Below are 19,275 nucleotides of genomic sequence, written 5' to 3'. Positions count from 1 at the left end.
CTTTTTTAGCCCTTTTCTGGCTGTGATATCTGTGATAGCACGAGATTCCACGCCGCAAAAGAGCCATTATAATACCCGTAAATTAAGGGAGTTATCATATGAGCATTATTTATTTTATTACTACACAGGATATCGATACGTTTCAGAAAAAATTACAGGAAACGTTATTTAATGCCGTCACCATGCCGTTTCCGCTATTATTTGATAAACGTTATGCCGCGCTTATCAATACCGCTTATTTAAAGCTTACGCTGCCAGCGGAATGTCTGACGCCTGAATTTTATCGCTATTTACGCGAACTCTCATTGCAATGGCAGTTTGATTTTTTTATTAAGCCGCAGCCACTGCCTGCTAACGGTATTATCGCGTTTGATATGGACTCGACATTTATTGCGGAAGAAGGCGTGGATGAAATTGCCCGCGAGCTTGGCATGTCGACGCAAATCACCGCCATTACCCAACAGGCGATGGAGGGCAAGCTTGATTTTAACGCCAGTTTTACCCGACGTATCGGAATGTTGAAAGGCACACCGAAAGCAGTGCTGAACGCCGTATGCGATCGCATGACCCTTTCGCCAGGCCTGTTAACTATTCTGCCAGTCATCAAGGCCAAAGGATTTAAAACCGCGATTATCTCCGGGGGACTGGATATATTCACCCAGCGTCTAAAAGCGCGGTATCAACTGGATTATGCCTTTTCGAATACGGTTGAAATACGCGATAACGTTCTGACGGATAACATTACCTTGCCGATTATGAATGCCGCAAACAAAAAACAGACTCTGGTTGACCTGGCTGCCCGGTTAAATATTGCCACGGAGAATATTATTGCCTGCGGTGATGGCGCCAACGATCTGCCGATGTTAGAACATGCTGGCACCGGTATTGCCTGGAAAGCGAAGCCGGTTGTACGGGAAAAAATCCACCATCAGATTAATTATCACGGTTTCGAATTGCTTCTTTTTCTTATTGAAGATGAATTATAACGCGACTCACCTCGCCGGAAGGGAATTTTAAAATGAGTATAAAAACATTTATTTTCAGCCAGCCCGATAAGCCGATTGTAAAAGAGAAAAAAGAGATAGACCAGACCTATAAAAAATTTCGTTTTGAGATTATCGCCTCGGTCTTTATCTCTTATGCCGTCTTTTATCTTACCCGTAAAAACTTCTCCGCCGCGATGCCGGCCATGCTGACGGAAACGTCGCTGACCGCAGAAGACTTCGCCATTATGTCTTCTATTTTTTACATTCTTTATGGCGCGATGAAGTTTGTCGGCGGGATGCTGGTCGATAAAATTAACCCGAAAGCCATGACCGGCCCGGTGCTGATTGGCGTGGGGATTGTAAATATTCTGTTCGGCTTTTCCGATAGTGTGGCGGCATTCTACGTACTGTACAGCCTCAACGCGATCTTACAGGGCACCAGCTTTCCGCCGATGGCGAAAATTATGGCCTCGTGGTTTTCGAAAAACGAACGGGGACGCTGGTGGGCTATCGTTGAAGCGGCGCACAATATCGGCGGCAGCCTCGCGCCGCTGCTGACCAGCTTTGCTATCGCCTTTAGCGGTAGCTGGAAAATGGGGTTTTATGTTCCCGGCGCCATTTCGCTGCTGATGGGGATAGTGGCGCTATTTACCATTAAAGATCGTCCCGGTACGTTAGGTTTGCCCAACGTGGGGCAGTGGCGTAACGACCCGACAGAACTGGCCCAGGTCAAGGCCAGCCCGGTCAACCTGAGCTTCTGGCAGATTTTTGTAAAATATATCCTGACCAATCCACTGGTATGGATCATTATTATCGGCGATATGTCAGTTTATATTGCGCGCACCATCCTTAACGACTGGCCGCAGATTTACTATTCGCAGGTTCACGGCTGGAGCCTGATAAAAGCGAACTCGATTATTTCCTGGTTTGAGGCGGGCGGACTGGCAGGTGGGTTGCTGGCAGGCTACTTGTCTGGCTTTATGTTCAAAAGTAACCGCTGGATGACCGGATTAATCTTCGCGTTAGCGCTGTGCATATGCATCGTGCTGGTGCCGCTGGTTCAGGATACCTCTTACACCCTCACCGCGATTCTGTTCACCATCATGGGCTTCGCCTTATACGGACCGCATATGCTTTTTGCCGTCGGCTGTCTGGATGTGACCCATAAGGATGCGGCGGGATCGATTACCGGCTTTCGAGGATTGTTCAGCTATGTCGGCGCGGCAATGGCCGGTGTGCCGGTAATTATGGTGAAAAATAGCTGGGCGTGGTCGGGCGTTTATATCTATGCGGTGATCGCCATTCTGCTAACGACTCTGTCGCTGGCGCTGCTCTCCAGGCTGCATCGGTTATAACATTCTGGCGACAGCGGCAAAACGCGGCTGTCGCCAGTCTCTGTCAGAAACGGTAATCCACCGCCATAAAGTAACGACGTCCGTCTTCGGTATAACCGTAGTCGTCGCGTTTGAGATCTTTATCGCCCACGTTCAGAACGCCCGCACGCAGTTTAACGTTTTTCGTCGCCTGCCATGCCGCGCCGGTATCCCAGACCACGTACCCGCCCGGCGTTTTCGCTGTTGCGCTGTCGGCCCGCTTACGCCCGGTATACTTCCCTGATACGTAGAATGACCAGTCTTCGAGCTGCGCCGGTTTCCAGTCCAGCGTACCGTTCGCGGTGTGGAACGGCAGATCGGAAAGCGGCTTGTTCCCGCCATTACTGACGTCGCGTCCGTCGTTATAGGTGTAATTCAACGACAGTTTCCACGCCTCGTTAAACGGAACTTTCAACTCGGTTTCCACGCCCTGAATACGCGCTTTATTCACGTTGTAATAACGGAAGACCGGAACGCGCTGTCCCCGACTGTTGGTTTCGAAACCGACAAAGTTGGAATAGCCGGGCGCGGCGTTAACGTCAGGGGTACGACTAATGCTGATGCGATTGTCCACATCGTTACGGAACGTGGTAACGCTCGCTTCCACGCCCTCCAGTATGCCTTCTTCGCCCCGGTAATAAAGGCCGAGCTCCCAGCTTTCACTGGTTTCAGGTTTCAGATCCGGGCTACCGACAATGCGGCATCCGCCACGGCAGGAGTTGGTCGCCCAGTCCGGACTTAATTGCAATAGCGACGGCGCTTTAAAGGCCGTGGCCCACCCACCTTTCACCGTCAGGGTATCCGTTGCGTTATAGACCAGATAAGCACGCGGGCTCCAGTGATCGCCATAGGTTTCATGATCATCCATACGAATACCGGTGGTCAGCGCCAGCGGTTCGAAGATGCGCCACTCATCTTCAAGGAACAGAGCATACTGGCTGGCGGAGGTTTTAGTACTGGAACCGCCGGTCAGGTTGACCGCATCGCTCAGTTTATCGTGACGCCATTCGCCGCCGAAGGTAAGGAACTGGTTGACAGCCGCTAACGGCAGAACGTATTTCCCGTCAATCGAATTGCTTTCTGACGTGATAGGGCTACTGTTGCCGGGGTTTTTGTTTTCCACTTTTTCGCCGTAGAATTTGAGCTCACTATTGCCGAGATCCCAACGTCCGTTATGGCTCAACGCATAGTTTTGCCGTTCCAGACGGTTTTTATCCAGCGAGTCGGAGTCCCGGTCCTGGCGATCAAAACCGTAGCCTGCGGTAACGTCATGATTTTCGTTTGGTGTCCAGGCAAACTCGACGTTTCCATCCCGGCTGGTAAATCCTTCAATGCGCGGCGTTTCACCCGTAGCGGTGGTGGCGGAACTCTGCTGCTCGTCTTTTTCGCGTTTCGCCAGGCTACCGTAGGCTTTCATTCCCAGCACGCCGTCGATCAGCGGACCGCTGGTAAAGAACTGACCGTTATAAGTATCGCCACGGTCGCGATGTTCCTGAATAGTGGAGTCAACCGTGACGCTGCCGTGCCATTTCTGACCAATTTTTTTGGTGATAATGTTGACCACGCCGCCCAGCGCATCGGAACCATACAGCGAGGACATGGGGCCACGCACCACTTCAATGCGTTCGATAGCGTCAACCGGTATCCAGTTCAGATCAAAATCATTATGGCGGAAGACCGCGTTACGGGAGTTAACGCGCTTACCGTCGATCAGGATCAGCGTATAACTGCTGTCCAGACCACGAATACTCACGCCTTTACGGTTATCCCCTTCGTTAGTGAGCTGTACGCCCGGCACCTCTTTCAGGACATCTTTCAGGTTTTGCACGGGCCTGCGCTGTAAATCTTGCTGGGTAATGACGCTGATACTTGCTGGCGCATCTTTCAGATTTTGTTCGATGGCGGACGCGGTAACGACCATGGTTTCACCATCATCCGTTGCCGCGGCAACCGGCCAGGCCAACGTAACTGCGGACATACAAAGCCCTACCCGAACGAAAGGGTTAAACCTAAACATTCCATTTCTCCATGAGGTAAATACGACAAAAAAATCGGTTATCGCTCACAACGCATTACGTTTCGCCTGCGATAACGGTTATCACGGCGAACTCTTTTTATTCAGGCGAGTCGGGCTCATGAGTGACGGTCGCGCCCGAATCTTCATCCTTTCTGATTTCGATCGTAACGATAAAGCAAACGATAATAATTATCAATTTAATTGTTAATAATTATGTCATTTGAACCAATCATGAAGAAAAAACAAAAAACCCTCTCGAATGAGAGGGTTAGAAGAGTCAGATTCAGGCAGTCAGTGCCGGATAGCGGCATAAAAGCCTATCCGGCCTACGACGAAAATACCGCGTTACTTTTTAACGCGTTCCGGGAAGTGCATTTCGCTATAGCGCACGAAATGCGTACCTTTTATCAGCTTGTAGCCGAACCAGATAAGCAGGAACAGCGGAATACCGATATAGGTCGCCGCGACGCCGCCCCAGTCGATGGTATCTTTCAGGAACGCTTCATAGTTCTGCCCCAACGTAATAATCAGGCACAGTACAAAGGCGAAAATCGGCCCCAGCGGGAAGAACCCGGAACGGTACGGCAAATCATTCACATCATACCCTTGTAACACGTAACCGCGACGGAAGCGATAATGGCTAATGGCAATCCCCAGCCAGGCGATGAAGCCCGTCATACCGGAGGTGTTCAACAGCCACAGATAGACCGTCTGGTTGCCAAACATTGAGGTCAAAAAGCAAAGACCGGCAATCACGGTGGTGGCATAAAGCGCATTGCGCGGTACGCCGCCGCGGGACAATTTCGCAAAAATACGCGGGGCCTTACCGTCACAGGCCAGGGTGTAGAGCATACGGGTCGAGGCATACATCCCGGAGTTACCCGCAGACAGTACCGCCGTCAGGATAACCGCATTCATTATCGCCGCCGCAGACAACAAGCCCGCATGCTGGAACACTAAGGTAAACGGACTGACGCTAATGTCTTTGACGTCGTTACGCAGCAGGTTTGGATCGGTATAAGGAATGATCAGGCTGATAATCAAAATCGCGAAAACATAAAACAGCAGAATACGCCAGAACACCTGACGCACCGCGCGTGGAATATTCTTCTCCGGGTTTTCAGATTCCCCGGCGGCAATACCAATCAGCTCAGTTCCCTGGAAAGAGAAGCCCACGATCATCGCGACGCCAATCATTGCCGCAAAACCGCCAGCGAAAGGCGCATCGCCCGTCGTCCAGTTGCTCCAGCCGACCGGCTCGACACCTTTAAAGATACCGATAATCATCGCTACGCCAACGATGATGAAGATAATAACGGTCGCGACTTTAATTAACGAGAACCAGTACTCCGCCTCGCCAAAACCGCGTACAGAAATGTAGTTCAGCAAGAAAATGACGCAGAGGAATAGCGCGCTCCAGATCCAGCCCGGCGTGTCCGGGAACCACCAGCCCATCACCAATTGCGCGGCAACCAGGTCAACAGCGATAGTCACCGCCCAGTTGTACCAGTAGTTCCAGCCCAGCGCGAAACCAAAGCCTTCTTCCACATAGTTCTGACCATATGTCGCAAACGAGCCAGATACTGGCATATAGGCCGCCAGCTCGCCAAGACTGGTCATCAGGAAGTAGACCATCAAACCAATCAGAATATAAGAAAACAGCGCGCCGCCTGGCCCCGCCTGAGAAATTGTCGCACCAGATGCAACGAAAAGACCTGTCCCGATGGAGCCGCCAATGGCAATCATCGTCAGGTGACGCGCCTTTAATTCGCGACGTAGCGCGGGCGCTTCTGTGGTTTTAGTTTTGGAACCCATGTGAAAATGCTATCCATCCAAAAAATGAGGCGCGATTGTAACAGACGAAATACTATCCTTCCGACACAAATGCGCGGTTATAAGAGACCTTCATGACCGGCCACGGATTATAAGTAAAGCAGAGAATAACGTATACGTAAGCGGATACTAAAAATGGCGATGCCGCCCGGGCAGCCCTCCTCTTCACCTTTATTCACAGTAACTCAAAAAACGCTGCAACGCGTTAGAAAGATGTTTCTGCCGATGATGAACACGCCACAACGTGCGCACCAGGCGCGGTAACGGCACCGCGACTTCGCCCAGGGTTCCCGCCTGGAGTTGTTCAGCAATCACCCGGCGCGATAAACAGCTTATCCCCAGTCCATGACGCACCGCATGTTTGATCGCTTCTGAATTCCCCAACTCCATCGCCATATGAAAGCGCGGCAAATGCGACAACAGCAAATAATCGACAATTTCCCGCGTACCGGAACCGCGCTCGCGTAAAATCCATGGGGATGCCGCAAGCTGTTCCAGCGTCACCGGCCCCTGCGTCAGCGGCGAGGACGGCGCGGCAAAGACCACCAGCTCATCTTCCAGCCACGGCTCAGAGATAATCTCTGTACTGTGACACGGCCCTTCAATCAGGCCGATATCAACCCGAAAATCCAACACCGCGTTAATCACGTCCTGGCTGTTTCCCACGCTGAGTTCCAGCGGCAAGGCCGGATAATGCTGGCGATAGCGGGCAATCATGGCGGGTAAAATGTAATTGCCGATGGTGCTACTGGCATAAACCCGTATCGCGCCGTTATCTTCACGAAATAGCTGCTCAATTTCTACCGCTTGCTCCAGCAATGCCAGCGCGCGCGGGTATAACAAGCGCCCATGTTCGTTGACCACCAGCCGTTTCCCCACCCGATCAAACAACTGTACGCCGAGCTGACCTTCCAGATCGGTGAGCGCGGCGCTAACGGCGGACTGCGATAATGACAGCATGACCGACGCCTGGGTTGTTGAACCGCTTTTCAGTACTTCAGCAAACACTTCAAGTTGTCGTAGCGTAATATGCATAGTCGTATCCCACCGATAGCGTTTCACTTACCACTTATAAAGATTAATTATAAATATATAATCAATTTTATTTTTAAACCAGATCACCGTAACCTTATTGTCCATATACAGGAGAAGGTTATGACAGAACTCACCTTGCAGAATCATCGTCGTACAATGTGGCATTTTATACCGGGGCTCGCTCTGAGCGCCGTCATTACAGGAGTCGCCCTGTGGGGCGGCGCTATCCCTGCCGTTGCAGGCGCGGGGTTCAGCGCCCTGACCCTGGCTATCCTGCTGGGTATGGTTATCGGGAATACCGTCTATCCACAAATATGGAAACAATGCGACGGCGGCGTGCTGTTTGCAAAACAACATCTGCTGCGTTTAGGGATTATCCTTTACGGCTTCCGCCTTACCTTTTCACAAATCGCCGACGTGGGTATTAGCGGTATTGTGATTGACGTATTAACGCTTTCCAGCACGTTCATGCTGGCCTGCTTCTTAGGCCAAAAAGTCTTTGGTCTGGACAGGCATACCAGCTGGCTGATTGGCGCCGGTAGCAGTATCTGCGGCGCGGCGGCGGTACTGGCGACAGAACCGGTGGTAAAAGCGGAAGCCAGTAAGGTTACTGTAGCCGTCGCGACTGTCGTTATTTTCGGCACCATCGCTATTTTCCTTTACCCGGCAATGTATCCGCTGCTGGCGCACTGGTTCAGCCCGGAAACTTACGGCATCTATATCGGCTCAACCATGCATGAAGTCGCGCAAGTGGTCGCAGCGGGTCATGCCGTTAGCCCGGATGCGGAAAATGCGGCAGTTATCGCTAAGATGCTGCGTGTCATGATGCTGGCGCCGTTCCTGATCATTCTGGCGGCACGCGTTAAACAGCTTTCACCGGCGACCGGCGCGGAAAAAAGCAAAATTACCATTCCGTGGTTTGCTATTTTCTTCATCGTAGTGGCGATCTTCAACTCTTTCCACCTGCTGCCGAAAGCCGTGGTGGATATGCTGGTGACGCTGGACACAGTGCTGCTGGCGATGGCGATGGCGGCGTTGGGTCTGACCACTCACGTTAGCGCATTGAAAAAAGCGGGGGCGAAACCGCTGCTGATGGCGCTGGCACTATTCGCCTGGCTGATTATTGGCGGTGGCGCCATTAACGTCCTAATCCATAGCCTTATCGCATAAATTATTACGTTTCACGCCTGTTAACCCGTTATCATAGCGTTCGTAATGAACCGTTAGCGGGTTTAACAGGAGTCTTTTATGAAATACATCGGAGCGCACGTCAGCGCTGCTGGCGGTCTGGCTAACGCCCCTGCCCGCGCGGCTGAAATTGGCGCAACGGCCTTTGCGCTTTTCACAAAAAACCAGCGTCAGTGGCGTGCCGCCCCCCTTACTCCCCAGGTCATTGATGACTTTAAAATCGCCTGTGAAAAGTATCATTTCTCGGCGGCGCAAATTCTTCCCCACGATAGTTACCTGATTAATCTGGGCCATCCGGTCAGTGAAGCGCTGGAAAAATCACGCGATGCCTTTCTCGATGAAATGCAGCGCTGTGAACAACTCGGCTTAACCTTGCTTAATTTTCATCCCGGTAGCCATCTGATGCAGATTGCACAGGAGGATTGCCTGGCGCGGATCGCGGAATCCATCAATATTGCCCTCGCGCAGACCGAGGGCGTTACGGCGGTTATCGAAAATACAGCCGGTCAGGGCAGTAATCTGGGGTTTGAGTTTGAACAGTTAGCCGCCATCATCGACGGCGTGGAAGATAAGTCGCGCGTTGGCGTCTGTATCGATACCTGCCATGCCTTTGCCGCCGGATACGATCTGCGTACGCCAGAGGCGTGCGAAAAAACATTCTCCGAATTCGGGAAAATTGTCGGATTTCAGTATTTGCGCGGAATGCACCTGAACGACGCCAAAAGCGCCTTCGGTAGCCGCGTTGACCGCCATCACAGTCTGGGTGAAGGCAATATCGGCCACGATGCGTTTCGTTGGATTATGCAGGATGGGCGTTTTGACGGTATTCCGCTGATACTGGAGACCATCAATCCTGATATCTGGGCGGAAGAGATTGCGTGGTTAAAAGCCCAGCAAATTGCCGAAGCGATGGCCTGACGCTCAATGTTCTTCAGGCAATAAAAAAGGCAGAGCGCGCTCTGCCTTTTTTAGCGTGTTTCTCTTATGCCGCTTTTGCCGCGACTTCCGTCTCCGGACGTTTCAGGACGGCATAAGCCAGTCCTGCCACCAGCGTACCGGCCACAATTGCCAGCAGGTATCCCAATACCGGCGTAATTGCGCCTGGGATAAGCAGAACAAACAGACCGCCATGCGGCGCCATCAATTTTGCGCCTACCGCCATAGAAATAGCCCCGGTCAACGCGCCGCCAACGATACAGCACGGCAGTACACGCATCGGGTCGCGCGCCGCAAACGGAATAGCGCCTTCAGTGATAAAGCACAGCCCCAGTACCAACGCCGCTTTACCGCCTTCCTGCTGCGCTTTGTCGAACTTACGACGCGCCACCATCGTTGCCAGACCCAGCGCTAACGGCGGTACCATACCTGCGGCCATGATCGCCGCCATCGGCGCGTAAGTTTGCGTACTCAGCAGACCAACGCCAAACGCATACGCCGCTTTGTTCACCGGGCCACCCATGTCGGTACACATCATCCCGCCGAGAATCGCGCCCAGCAGCACCGCGTTTGCGGTCCCCATGGTTTGCAGCCAGTGGGTGAGCCCTTCCAGAATCCCGGCAACCGGTTTACCGATCAGGTAAATCATCGCCAGCCCCACCACCAGACTGGAAATTAACGGGATGATCAGGATTGGCTTCAGCGCTTCCATACTTTGCGGAAGTTTCAGTTTGGTACTGATAAGCTTCGCCATATACCCGGCAAGGAAGCCGGCAATGATCCCGCCGATAAAACCAGAACCGGTGCTAACCGCCAGCATACCGCCAATCAGACCTGGCGTAAGGCCTGGGCGATCCGCGATGGAGAAAGCGATATAACCCGCCAGTACCGGCACCATCAGCGCAAACGCCGAACCGCCGCCAATCTGCATCAGCGCCGCCGCCAGCGTGCCCGGCACCTTAAAGGCTTCAATACCAAAGGCGAAGGAAAGCGCAATACACAGTCCCCCGGCAACCACCATAGGCAGCATGTAAGAAACGCCCGTCAACAGATGCCGGTATGCGCCAGCGCTCTCTTTCTTCCCTTCGGTCGCCGCTTGCGATGCCTTACCCGCCGGTTGATACGGCGTCGCTTCCGCTACGGCTTTATCCAGCTCCTGCGCCGTCTTTTTCAGCGCCAGGCCGGTCGACGTGCGGTACATCGGGAGACCGGCAAACTTCGCCAGATCCACTTCGATATCCGCCGCCACAATCACTAAATCCGCTTCCGCCACCTCTTCCGGGGTGATGGCATTGCCGGCCCCCACGGAGCCGCGCGTTTCGACTTTTACCCACCAGCCGCGTTTTTTCGCTTCTGTTTCAATGGCTTCAGCCGCCATAAAAGTATGGGCGACGCCGGTCGGGCAGGCCGTTACCGCGACCACGCGTTTCGGACCGCCGCTCGCCGCAGGAGCAGCCGCAGCAGGGGCGCTGTAAAGGGTCGCATGGCTTTTGGCTTCACTCAGAAACAGTTCCGGATGCGCGACGGCGCGACCAATATCCCCCAGCCAAACCTTTTTGCCGTTCAGAGCATTGTCGTTCGGCAGAGATTCGCCCAGCACGATCGCCAGCTCAGCATCATTCGGATTGTCGATAATTTCCAGATTTGCTTTATGCGCCGCCGCTCCAAGCAGGGTTTTCGCCATGTAAGCGCGAGCCTGGCCGAGATTAGCGTCAATTATCAGCAGCGTTTTCATTATGCCTCTCCTGCTGTCAGTTAAACGGTTGTAAGTCGACACGCGCCATCATTGCGGCCAACTGAGGACGATCGGTAATACCCACATTGCTCTGGCTGACCGCCAGCGCGGCAACCGCCGTCGCCAGACGCAGCGTATGTTCGCTGGACTCGCGCATCAGCAGGCCGTAAATCAATCCGCCAACCATGGAATCGCCTGCGCCGACGGTACTTACCACGTCAACTGCCGGTGGTTTAGCGATCCATTCTCCTGAGGCGTTAACCCACAGCGCGCCTTCCGCCCCCAGCGAAATCACCACATGAGCGATACCCTGTTCGCGTAACGCGTGCGCCGCATCAATTACATCTTTCATTTCCGGGAGCTTACGACCCGCCCAAATTTCCAGTTCGCGGCGATTCGGTTTCACCAGCCACGGCGCAGCTTTAAGACCGGCGACTAACGCTTCACGGCTACTATCAAAGATAATGCATGGACACTGGCTGCGCAGACGCGTCATCCAGTCGGTGAACGCTTCCGGACTCACGCCAGCCGGTAAGCTACCGCTGACGCAGACCATATCGAACTGGCCCAGCCAGCTCAGGGAGTCGTTAACAAAGCGTTCCCAGTCTGCGGGGGTCACGTCAAAGCCGGAAAAGTTGAAGTCGGTCACTTCGCCATCTTTTTCCGTCAGCTTCACGTTGATGCGGGTCCGGCCCTGAACCACCTGAAAGCGGTTAGCGATGCCCAGTTCGCTGAACAATTGCTGAAAACCGTCCTGGTTATCTTTACCGAGAAAACCGCCGACGGTGACGTCGATGCCTAAGTCTTTTAGCACCTTGGCAACGTTAATGCCTTTGCCCGCCGCGTGCAGACCCGTGGTTTTCACCAGGTTCACTTCGCCGCGTTCGATTTCAGGGCAAAACCCAACCAGATCGTAAGCCGGATTAAGGGTAATGGTGGCGACACGCCTGCTCATTATGCGCCCTCCCCGAGACCGGCGGCGATCGCATCGCCAATCGCTTTCAGCGCCTGTTCAGCATCTTCACCCTGCGCGGTAAAGCGCAGACGATGGCCTTTCTTCACGCCTAACGCCACCACTTTCATCAGACTACGTCCGTTTGCCGGTTTGCCGGTTCCATCAAGGTTTGTCACGGTAATTTCACTGTTAAATTGTTTAATCGTATTCACCAGCATGGTGCCCGGACGGGCATGGAGACCATGCTCATTACGCACTACAAATTCCGCGCTCAGTACGTCATCCGTCAGCGCATCATCACTGGTCAGCAACGCCAGCAGCGTCGCGGCGTCGGCGCTCAGCAGACGATCGGCTTTATTGTTCAGCAACAGGTCGCCGAGGCGTTTTAACACGGCAATCGGCTGCTCGTCGTTCATCGCGACAGTGACTAATAAGGCTGCTTTTTCACCCTCTACGTCAAACGCCTGGGTCGCACGGCTTACCGCAACAGCGCTGCGCAAATTGCCTTCCGCGCTGTCGTTCAGCCAGATGCCTTGTCCCAGATTCATCGGACTATCGTTAATCGTTTTTGCGACAAACGCCGCATCAACCGCTCCCGCCTCTTTCAGACGCGCCGCATTTAGCGCCTGCAATGTGACCAGCGAGCTGGCGATGACATCCAGCGTCATCGTCTCGTTATCAAGTTTTAATTGTTCACTTTGCTTCTCGCCCATCAGCAATGCGCGCAGCTCTTCCGCCGTTATCGCGGATTTCAGCTGTTCAGCCACGGAGTCATCGCTCAGCACATGCGTCAGCTGACGCAGCAGGCCGAGGTGTTCGTCCGAACTGGCGGCAATACCAATCGCCACGTAGGCGACCTGGCCTTCTCCCCAGGTAACGCCCTGCGGAAATTGAAAGACCTGAACGCCGGTTTTCAGCACCTGATCGCGCGTGTCTGTTGTGCCATGGGGAATCGCAATACCATTGCCAAGAAAGGTCGAGGTTTGCTGTTCGCGCGCCAGCATACCGTCAACATAGCCGCCCGCCACATTCCCCGCCTGCGCTAACGCGGCGGCGATTTGCCGAATGGCCTCTTCTTTATTTCCGGCCTGCTCGCCCGGATGAATGTCCTGAACCGATAACTGGAACATGTGTCTCCTCTCCCGCTGAATTGAAACGATTCAGCCACTATGAGAAAAAAAGCGCCAATCTGAGTTATCAAAAAAACCAGATCGCGCTGAAACGTTTCAAGAAGTCTGGATCTTTCTGCTTCAGCACGCAAGAAAAGTTACCGGTTTTGTAGCAATTTTTTGAGGTGAAGCACATTTTTTCTCCAACAGACCCTCAATAGCTGACGCATAAAAGGCTTCAGCTTTTTTCTTTCAGCTTGCGTCAGCACGCCCTGGTAACAAACTGGAATGCTATTTTGATTTTTCGTGTCGATTTTGATTCAGACGCCTGTTTATTTTCTGACGGGCAGCGTAAACTCCGCCTCTCTTCACACCACTGATATAGAAACATGCACAACAGTCCCGCCGCCGCTGCGCCTAAATCGTTTGACCTGACGTCTACCGCCTTTTTGATCGTCGCTTTTCTCACCGGTATTGCCGGTGCGCTACAGACGCCGACGCTCAGTATTTTTCTGACGGATGAGGTTCACGCCCGCCCCGGCATGGTGGGATTCTTTTTTACCGGCAGCGCGGTTATCGGCATTATCGTGAGCCAGTTTCTGGCCGGTCGCTCAGATAAAAAAGGCGATCGCAAAAAACTGATCGTTTTCTGTTGCGTGCTGGGCATGTTGGCCTGCGTGCTGTTTGCCTGGAACCGCAACTACTTTATTTTGCTGTTTATCGGCGTCTTTCTCAGTAGCTTCGGCTCTACCGCCAACCCGCAGATGTTTGCGCTCGCCCGTGAACATGCCGATCGTACAGGTCGTGAAGCGGTGATGTTCAGCTCAATCCTCCGCGCCCAGGTCTCATTGGCCTGGGTCATTGGGCCGCCGCTGGCCTATGCGCTGGCGATGGGTTTTAGCTTTACGGTGATGTATTTGAGCGCGGCGGTAGCTTTTATCGTCTGCGGCGTCATGGTGTGGTTCTTTTTACCGTCAATGCGCAAAGATGCGCCGCTGGCAACCGGCACGCTGGAAGCACCGCGTCGTAATCGCCGCGATACGCTGTTGCTGTTTGTCATCTGTACGTTAATGTGGGGAACTAACAGCCTGTATATCATTAATATGCCGCTGTTTATCATCAATGAGCTGCATCTTCCGGAAAAACTTGCAGGCGTGATGATGGGCACCGCCGCCGGGCTGGAGATTCCCACAATGCTGATTGCAGGTTACTTCGCCAAACGGTTGGGAAAACGCCTGTTAATGTGCATCGCCGTTGTCGCCGGACTGTGCTTTTATGCGGGGATGTTGCTGGCGCACGCGCCGGCAACGTTACTCGGCTTGCAGTTGCTGAACGCGATTTACATCGGCATTCTTGGCGGGATTGGCATGCTCTATTTTCAGGATCTCATGCCAGGCCAGGCGGGTTCAGCCACCACGCTGTATACCAATACCATTCGCGTCGGCTGGATCATTGCCGGTTCGCTGGCGGGAATCGCCGCAGAAATCTGGAATTATCATGCGGTCTTCTGGTTTGCGTTAGTCATGATTGTCGCCACCATGTTCTGCCTGGCGCGTATTAAAGATGTTTAACTTGCAAGCCTGATACTTTTACTCTTCGACACATTCAGCGCAGAGTTTATCTCTGCGCAATGTTCATGCGCGGTCATTCATTGTCTTTTTCTCAAAACGATATTCTGTAAGCGCCCTCCTACATAAAAGACCGGTTATTGAGAAAATTACGCCCATCAGTCCGCAAAGAACCAACACCAGCCGCATCTTATATTTTGGTGTGACAGCAACATCTATCACTTCAATGTTAGCATTATTTTTAACCGCCTCCGACAACAAGGATAGCTTTGCATATGTTTCCGTTTGTAACATATTTTTATGCACGCTATAACGTTTAATGTCACCATCATCGATATACCATGCCGCCATTTTATCGACACTATTTTTCAGGGTGGAAATAATATTATTGACGCTTTCTTCCCTCCCCTGCGCCTTAAAAAGAACAAGCTGATTTTTCGCGTCAAAACTTATTTTATTTTTATATTCCGCAGGCAAGAAACGGCTAAACTGGTTAAGGATAACCGTTGTTTTACATTGAATATCATTAGTATAGCCACATAACGCATAGGTAGCAGGCGTATCCAGATTAGGTTTGATTGTAATACTCACAACCTTTGTATCATGCTGCACGCTCACAAAAACATAGCCAATGGCGACAAAAATAAAGGTAACGATCACGATACTTAGCCATTTTCTTATAAGGAATAAGGAAACGTCGACTAAATCAATTTCACTATTTTCTCCCCGCATTTCACATCCCTTTTAAAACGCTAATAGTCAACCCGAATACTGAAATAACAAAAAGCAACACCAGCGTAAAAATAAACGCCCTGGCTGCGAACGTATATTTCTTCATAAGATAAAACCCACACATAAGAATTCGAGTATTTTAAAGGAAAATAACAACACATTCACACTGGTTATATCGATCGGTAAATACATCAATGATAGATATAAACTATCAAATTCATGATATCGATCGTTATAAATAATTAAAATCGATCAAGATTCCTCTTTTTAATAGATAAAAACTATCATATAAATAAAATTGATCGTTTTTGTTTTATGTGACGGTTTGTTCGGTACACGTTCAGGCACCAACGGGGTTGAGCGGCGGCATCTACCGCTTCAGAAGCCACGAAATAAGGGAAGCATGTATTACGCTATTTAATGGTAAAAGGAGGTAATTTGATGCGCAGCTTTTGCAGACTATTTCGGGATATAACGTAAGCCCCTGCACATTTATCAAAAGCGGCTTAGATCATGGTAAGGTTTTCTGTTCGAGTTCCAGCAAATAAATAATGGCCTCTTCCCGGGTCGTTAAACACATGTCCCCTGTCGGTTGCAAACCAGAGCACACTTTTGGGCGTAAAGGCGAGCCAAAGATAAGGCACAAGTTATCTTCCGAAAGCTGCACGCATCTGGTATTCATCGGCTTGCCATTCGGCATTCCGGGTATCGGCGACGAAATTGAAGGCGCAATACAGCAAGCACCACAACCGCTACGACAGTCCATGCTCAGCCCCTCTATTTATAACCAAATGAAAGATAACAGAATTTGTCCAAAGAAAAATCCAGATTTAAAATGTGGACGTCATCATGATCAGACCTGCCCTCAGACATTCCGAAGACAAGGCTGGAAACAGAAGGGACAACACAGCACACTTCCCCCCTCCGGGCGACATGCCATCGCCTATTCTCGTTGAACGCGGAGCGGAAAGCGGGCGAACAGTATCACCTTTTTTGCACCAGCAAAAGTGACAATTCCACTTGCCTGGATGGCCCGGCGCGAGTAGTTTTACGCGATATTTTAGATAATCTCTACAACAGGATCTCCTCGATGCCAAGAGCGAACGAAATCAAAAAAGGTATGGTACTGAACTACAACGGCAAATTGCTGATTGTGAAAGATATCGACATTCAGTCGCCTACCGCCCGTGGCGCCGCCACACTGTATAAAATGCGTTTTTCCGATGTCCGCACCGGTCTGAAAGTGGAAGAACGTTTCAAAGGCGACGATATCGTTGATACCGTCACCCTGAGCCGTCGCGGCGTTGACTTTTCTTATGTCGATGGCAACGAATATGTGTTCATGGATAAAGAAGACTATACGCCGTATACCTTCACCAAAGATCAGATTGAAGAAGAGTTGCTGTTTATGCCTGAAGGCGGAATGCCGGATATGCAGGTTCTGACCTGGGACGGCCAACTGCTGGCGCTAGAGCTTCCGCAGACCGTGGATCTGGAAATCGTCGAAACCGCGCCGGGTATTAAAGGAGCGTCCGCCAGCGCACGTAACAAACCCGCGACATTAAGCACCGGTCTGGTGATTCAGGTTCCCGAATACCTGAGCGCAGGAGAGAAAATCCGCATTCATATCGAAGAGCGCCGTTATATGGGGCGCGCGGATTAAGTTTCACATTTTTCGGCTGCGCCCCAGGGCGCAGTCTGCCCCTTTTATTTATTGACTGTTCTGCACCAGGCAAGAGAAACGTTAAAAATTTAACATTTTCTGCTCTTAAGATGGCAGAAGCACGACTTCGTCAACTCAGCACTTCTCTTTTTCACGTTTATTCGCCAAGATTATTAAAAGTTGTTATGTTGTATCAATATTCTGGAGCTGACGTGACCAAAACCAATCTTATTACTGGATTTCTCGGTAGCGGAAAAACCACCTCTATCCTTCATTTATTAGCTCATAAAGATCCGGCTGAAAAGTGGGCCGTCCTGGTTAATGAATTTGGTGAAGTGGGTATTGACGGCGCGCTGCTTGCCGACAGCGGCGCACTGCTAAAAGAGATCCCCGGCGGCTGCATGTGCTGCGTCAATGGATTGCCTATGCAGGTGGGGCTCAACACGCTGCTGCGCCAGGGCAAACCTGACCGGTTGCTGATTGAACCAACCGGACTGGGGCACCCAAAACAGATTCTGGATTTATTAACTGCGCCGGTTTATGAGCCGTGGATTGATTTACGCGCTACGCTCTGCATCCTTGACCCTCGCCTGCTACTGGACCAACAGAACGTCGCCAATGAAAATTTCCGCGATCAGCTCGCCTCAGCCGATATTATCATCGCCAATAAGACCGATCGCGCCACGGCGCAGAGCGATGCCGCCCTGCAACAGTGGTGGCGACAGTACGGCGGCGATCGTCAACTGATTCATGCCGAACATGGACAGATAGACGGTAAGCTTCTGGATTTACCGCGACAAAATCTGGCGGAACTGCCGGCCAGCGCCGCGCATTCTCACACTCATGCCAGTAAAAAAGGACTCGCCGCGCTAAATCTGCCCGCCCAGCAGCGCTGGCGACGCAGCCTTAATAGCGGACAGGGTCATCAGGCCTGCGGCTGGATTTTCGATGCCGATACCGTGTTTGACACCATTGGCCTCCTCGAATGGGCTCGTCTGGCGCCGGTGGGCCGGGTGAAAGGCGTTATGCGCATACAAGAGGGGCTGGTACGCATCAATCGCCAGGGCGATGACCTGCACATCGAAACACAGAGTGTCGCGCCGCCGGATAGCCGGGTTGAACTTATCTCAAACACAGAAACCGACTGGAATACGTTACAGACGGCCTTGTTGAAGCTTCGTTTAGCGACGCACGCGTAAGGTTGCCACCGTTTAAAAACTATGGCGAAATGACGATGAAAACCCGCTATTCCTTGATAATTCTGCTTAATGCCGCCGGTCTGGCGCTGTTTTTGTCATGGTATCTTCCCGTCAATCACGGTTTCTGGTTCACCATTGATTCCGGCATATTCCACTTCTTTAACCAGAAACTGGTGGAAAGCCACGCGTTCCTCTGGTGGGTCGCTATTACCAATAATCGGGCGTTTGACGGCTGTTCGCTGCTGGCGATGGGCGGACTGATGCTCAGTTTCTGGCTAAAAGAAGACGCGTCGGGCCGGCGGCGCATTGTGATAATCGGATTGGTCATGCTGCTAACAGCGGTGGTGCTTAACCAACTCGGTCAGGCGCTGATCCCCGTCAAGCGCGCCAGCCCAACGCTCTCTTTTGAGCATATTTATCGCGTCAGCGAGTTGCTGCACATCCCGACAAAAGACGCGTCAAAAGACAGTTTCCCAGGCGATCACGGTATGATGCTGCTGATATTTTCCGCCTTTATGCTGCGTTATTTCGGCAAAACGGCGGGGATTATCGCCCTTATTATATTTGTGGTTTTCGCGTTTCCGCGCGTTATGATTGGCGCTCACTGGTTCACCGATATTGTGGTCGGGTCGCTCACGGTTATTTTGATTGGCCTCCCCTGGTGGCTGATGACCCCGCTCAGCGACCGGGCGATAGCGCTTTTTGAGAATTATCTCCCGGGCGGAAATAAACAAATTTTAAACAAATAACCCATGTAATTAACATTACCTTCAGCGATAGTTTTACATCGTTGAAGATAATTTATGATGATATTCCCCCAGCCCATCATTTTTCGGTCATATTATTCCTCTGCAAAATGAACAGGTTGCACGATTTTTAAACGATTTGCGCTTAATTTGACCCGTGCTGATAGCTCACTTTTCGTATCATAAATTCTTATAAAAAA

General features: G+C 51.7%; 17 protein-coding genes. 8 read left to right on the top strand and 9 right to left on the bottom strand.

The genetic code is table 11. The features are described 5' to 3' along the window. Positions 1 to 98: 98 nt before the first annotated feature. On the top strand, positions 99 to 986 hold the full coding sequence (gene serB, locus J1G48_RS07630) for a phosphoserine phosphatase SerB (protein ID WP_000022911.1): 888 nt from the start codon (positions 99 to 101) through the stop codon (positions 984 to 986). Between the two features lie 32 nt (positions 987 to 1,018). Then, the gene (locus J1G48_RS07625; RefSeq protein WP_058662155.1) at positions 1,019 to 2,341 is read left to right on the top strand and encodes an MFS transporter; all 1,323 of its coding nucleotides are present in this window, start codon (positions 1,019 to 1,021) and stop codon (positions 2,339 to 2,341) included. A 43-nt stretch (positions 2,342 to 2,384) separates the two neighbouring features. Here J1G48_RS07625 and cirA read toward each other — a convergent pair whose 3' ends face one another. From cirA to yieE, 3 genes are all read right to left on the bottom strand, one after another. After that, the gene (gene cirA / locus J1G48_RS07620; RefSeq protein ID WP_000488245.1) at positions 2,385 to 4,376 is read right to left on the bottom strand and encodes a catecholate siderophore receptor CirA; all 1,992 of its coding nucleotides are present in this window, start codon (positions 4,374 to 4,376) and stop codon (positions 2,385 to 2,387) included. A 345-nt stretch (positions 4,377 to 4,721) separates the two neighbouring features. Next, the gene (gene lysP / locus J1G48_RS07615) at positions 4,722 to 6,191 is read right to left on the bottom strand and encodes a lysine-specific permease (protein ID WP_000535000.1); all 1,470 of its coding nucleotides are present in this window, start codon (positions 6,189 to 6,191) and stop codon (positions 4,722 to 4,724) included. A gap of 189 nt (positions 6,192 to 6,380) precedes the next feature. Continuing rightward, the gene (yieE, locus tag J1G48_RS07610) at positions 6,381 to 7,244 is read right to left on the bottom strand and encodes a DNA-binding transcriptional regulator YeiE (RefSeq protein WP_000548316.1); all 864 of its coding nucleotides are present in this window, start codon (positions 7,242 to 7,244) and stop codon (positions 6,381 to 6,383) included. 120 nt (positions 7,245 to 7,364) lie between these two features. Between yieE and J1G48_RS07605 the strand changes: the two genes are divergently transcribed. Further along, the gene (locus J1G48_RS07605) at positions 7,365 to 8,414 is read left to right on the top strand and encodes a YeiH family protein (protein WP_000137966.1); all 1,050 of its coding nucleotides are present in this window, start codon (positions 7,365 to 7,367) and stop codon (positions 8,412 to 8,414) included. A gap of 78 nt (positions 8,415 to 8,492) precedes the next feature. Further along, entirely contained in the window at positions 8,493 to 9,350 is an 858-nt protein-coding gene (nfo, locus tag J1G48_RS07600; protein ID WP_000873915.1) for a deoxyribonuclease IV, read from the top strand. 64 nt (positions 9,351 to 9,414) lie between these two features. On the opposite strand, the gene fruA is transcribed toward nfo, so the two are convergent. From fruA to fruB, 3 genes are read right to left on the bottom strand one after another with little or no spacing between them, the layout of a single operon-like run. Beyond that, positions 9,415 to 11,103 (bottom strand): PTS fructose transporter subunit IIBC, encoded by a 1,689-nt coding sequence (fruA, locus tag J1G48_RS07595; protein WP_000854398.1) that lies wholly within the window; start codon positions 11,101 to 11,103, stop codon positions 9,415 to 9,417. Between the two features lie 16 nt (positions 11,104 to 11,119). Further along, positions 11,120 to 12,058: a 1-phosphofructokinase gene (gene fruK / locus J1G48_RS07590; protein WP_000091249.1), complete on the bottom strand. Its 939-nt coding sequence runs from the start codon at positions 12,056 to 12,058 to the stop codon at positions 11,120 to 11,122. Next, entirely contained in the window at positions 12,058 to 13,188 is a 1,131-nt protein-coding gene (gene fruB, locus J1G48_RS07585) for a fused PTS fructose transporter subunit IIA/HPr protein (RefSeq protein ID WP_000487282.1), read from the bottom strand. The genes fruK and fruB overlap by 1 nt, the downstream gene beginning before the upstream one ends. Before the next feature lie 368 nt (positions 13,189 to 13,556). On the opposite strand from fruB, the gene setB reads away from it, so the two are divergent. After that, positions 13,557 to 14,738 (top strand): sugar efflux transporter SetB, encoded by a 1,182-nt coding sequence (gene setB / locus J1G48_RS07580; protein ID WP_000551934.1) that lies wholly within the window; start codon positions 13,557 to 13,559, stop codon positions 14,736 to 14,738. A gap of 63 nt (positions 14,739 to 14,801) precedes the next feature. Here the strand turns inward: setB and J1G48_RS07575 are convergent, their stop codons facing one another. From J1G48_RS07575 to J1G48_RS07565, 3 genes are all read right to left on the bottom strand, one after another. Further along, positions 14,802 to 15,467 carry a GNVR domain-containing protein gene (locus J1G48_RS07575; protein WP_001213897.1) on the bottom strand — a complete coding sequence of 222 codons (666 nt, stop codon included), beginning with the start codon at positions 15,465 to 15,467 and terminating at the stop codon, positions 14,802 to 14,804. Position 15,468: 1 nt separating this feature from the next. Next, positions 15,469 to 15,591, bottom strand: coding sequence for a membrane protein (locus J1G48_RS07570; RefSeq protein WP_001519564.1), 123 nt, complete (start codon positions 15,589 to 15,591; stop codon positions 15,469 to 15,471). Between the two features lie 387 nt (positions 15,592 to 15,978). Continuing rightward, entirely contained in the window at positions 15,979 to 16,233 is a 255-nt protein-coding gene (locus J1G48_RS07565) for a YkgJ family cysteine cluster protein (RefSeq protein WP_001523448.1), read from the bottom strand. A gap of 324 nt (positions 16,234 to 16,557) precedes the next feature. On the opposite strand from J1G48_RS07565, the gene yeiP reads away from it, so the two are divergent. From yeiP to J1G48_RS07550, 3 genes are all read left to right on the top strand, one after another. After that, positions 16,558 to 17,130, top strand: a complete 573-nt coding sequence (yeiP, locus tag J1G48_RS07560; protein ID WP_001136822.1) for an elongation factor P-like protein YeiP — start codon at positions 16,558 to 16,560, stop codon at positions 17,128 to 17,130. A 212-nt stretch (positions 17,131 to 17,342) separates the two neighbouring features. Continuing rightward, positions 17,343 to 18,329, top strand: coding sequence for a GTP-binding protein (locus J1G48_RS07555; protein ID WP_000169342.1), 987 nt, complete (start codon positions 17,343 to 17,345; stop codon positions 18,327 to 18,329). Positions 18,330 to 18,358: 29 nt separating this feature from the next. Beyond that, positions 18,359 to 19,078: a phosphatase PAP2 family protein gene (locus J1G48_RS07550; RefSeq protein WP_000178091.1), complete on the top strand. Its 720-nt coding sequence runs from the start codon at positions 18,359 to 18,361 to the stop codon at positions 19,076 to 19,078. Positions 19,079 to 19,275: the final 197 nt, after the last annotated feature.

The sequence above is a fragment of the Salmonella sp. SAL-020 genome (genome assembly GCF_017372215.1).
GTDB lineage: Bacteria > Pseudomonadota > Gammaproteobacteria > Enterobacterales > Enterobacteriaceae > Salmonella > Salmonella enterica.
The sequence above is the reverse complement of the archived record's forward strand: the minus strand, read 5'-3'. Positions and strand labels throughout refer to the sequence as shown.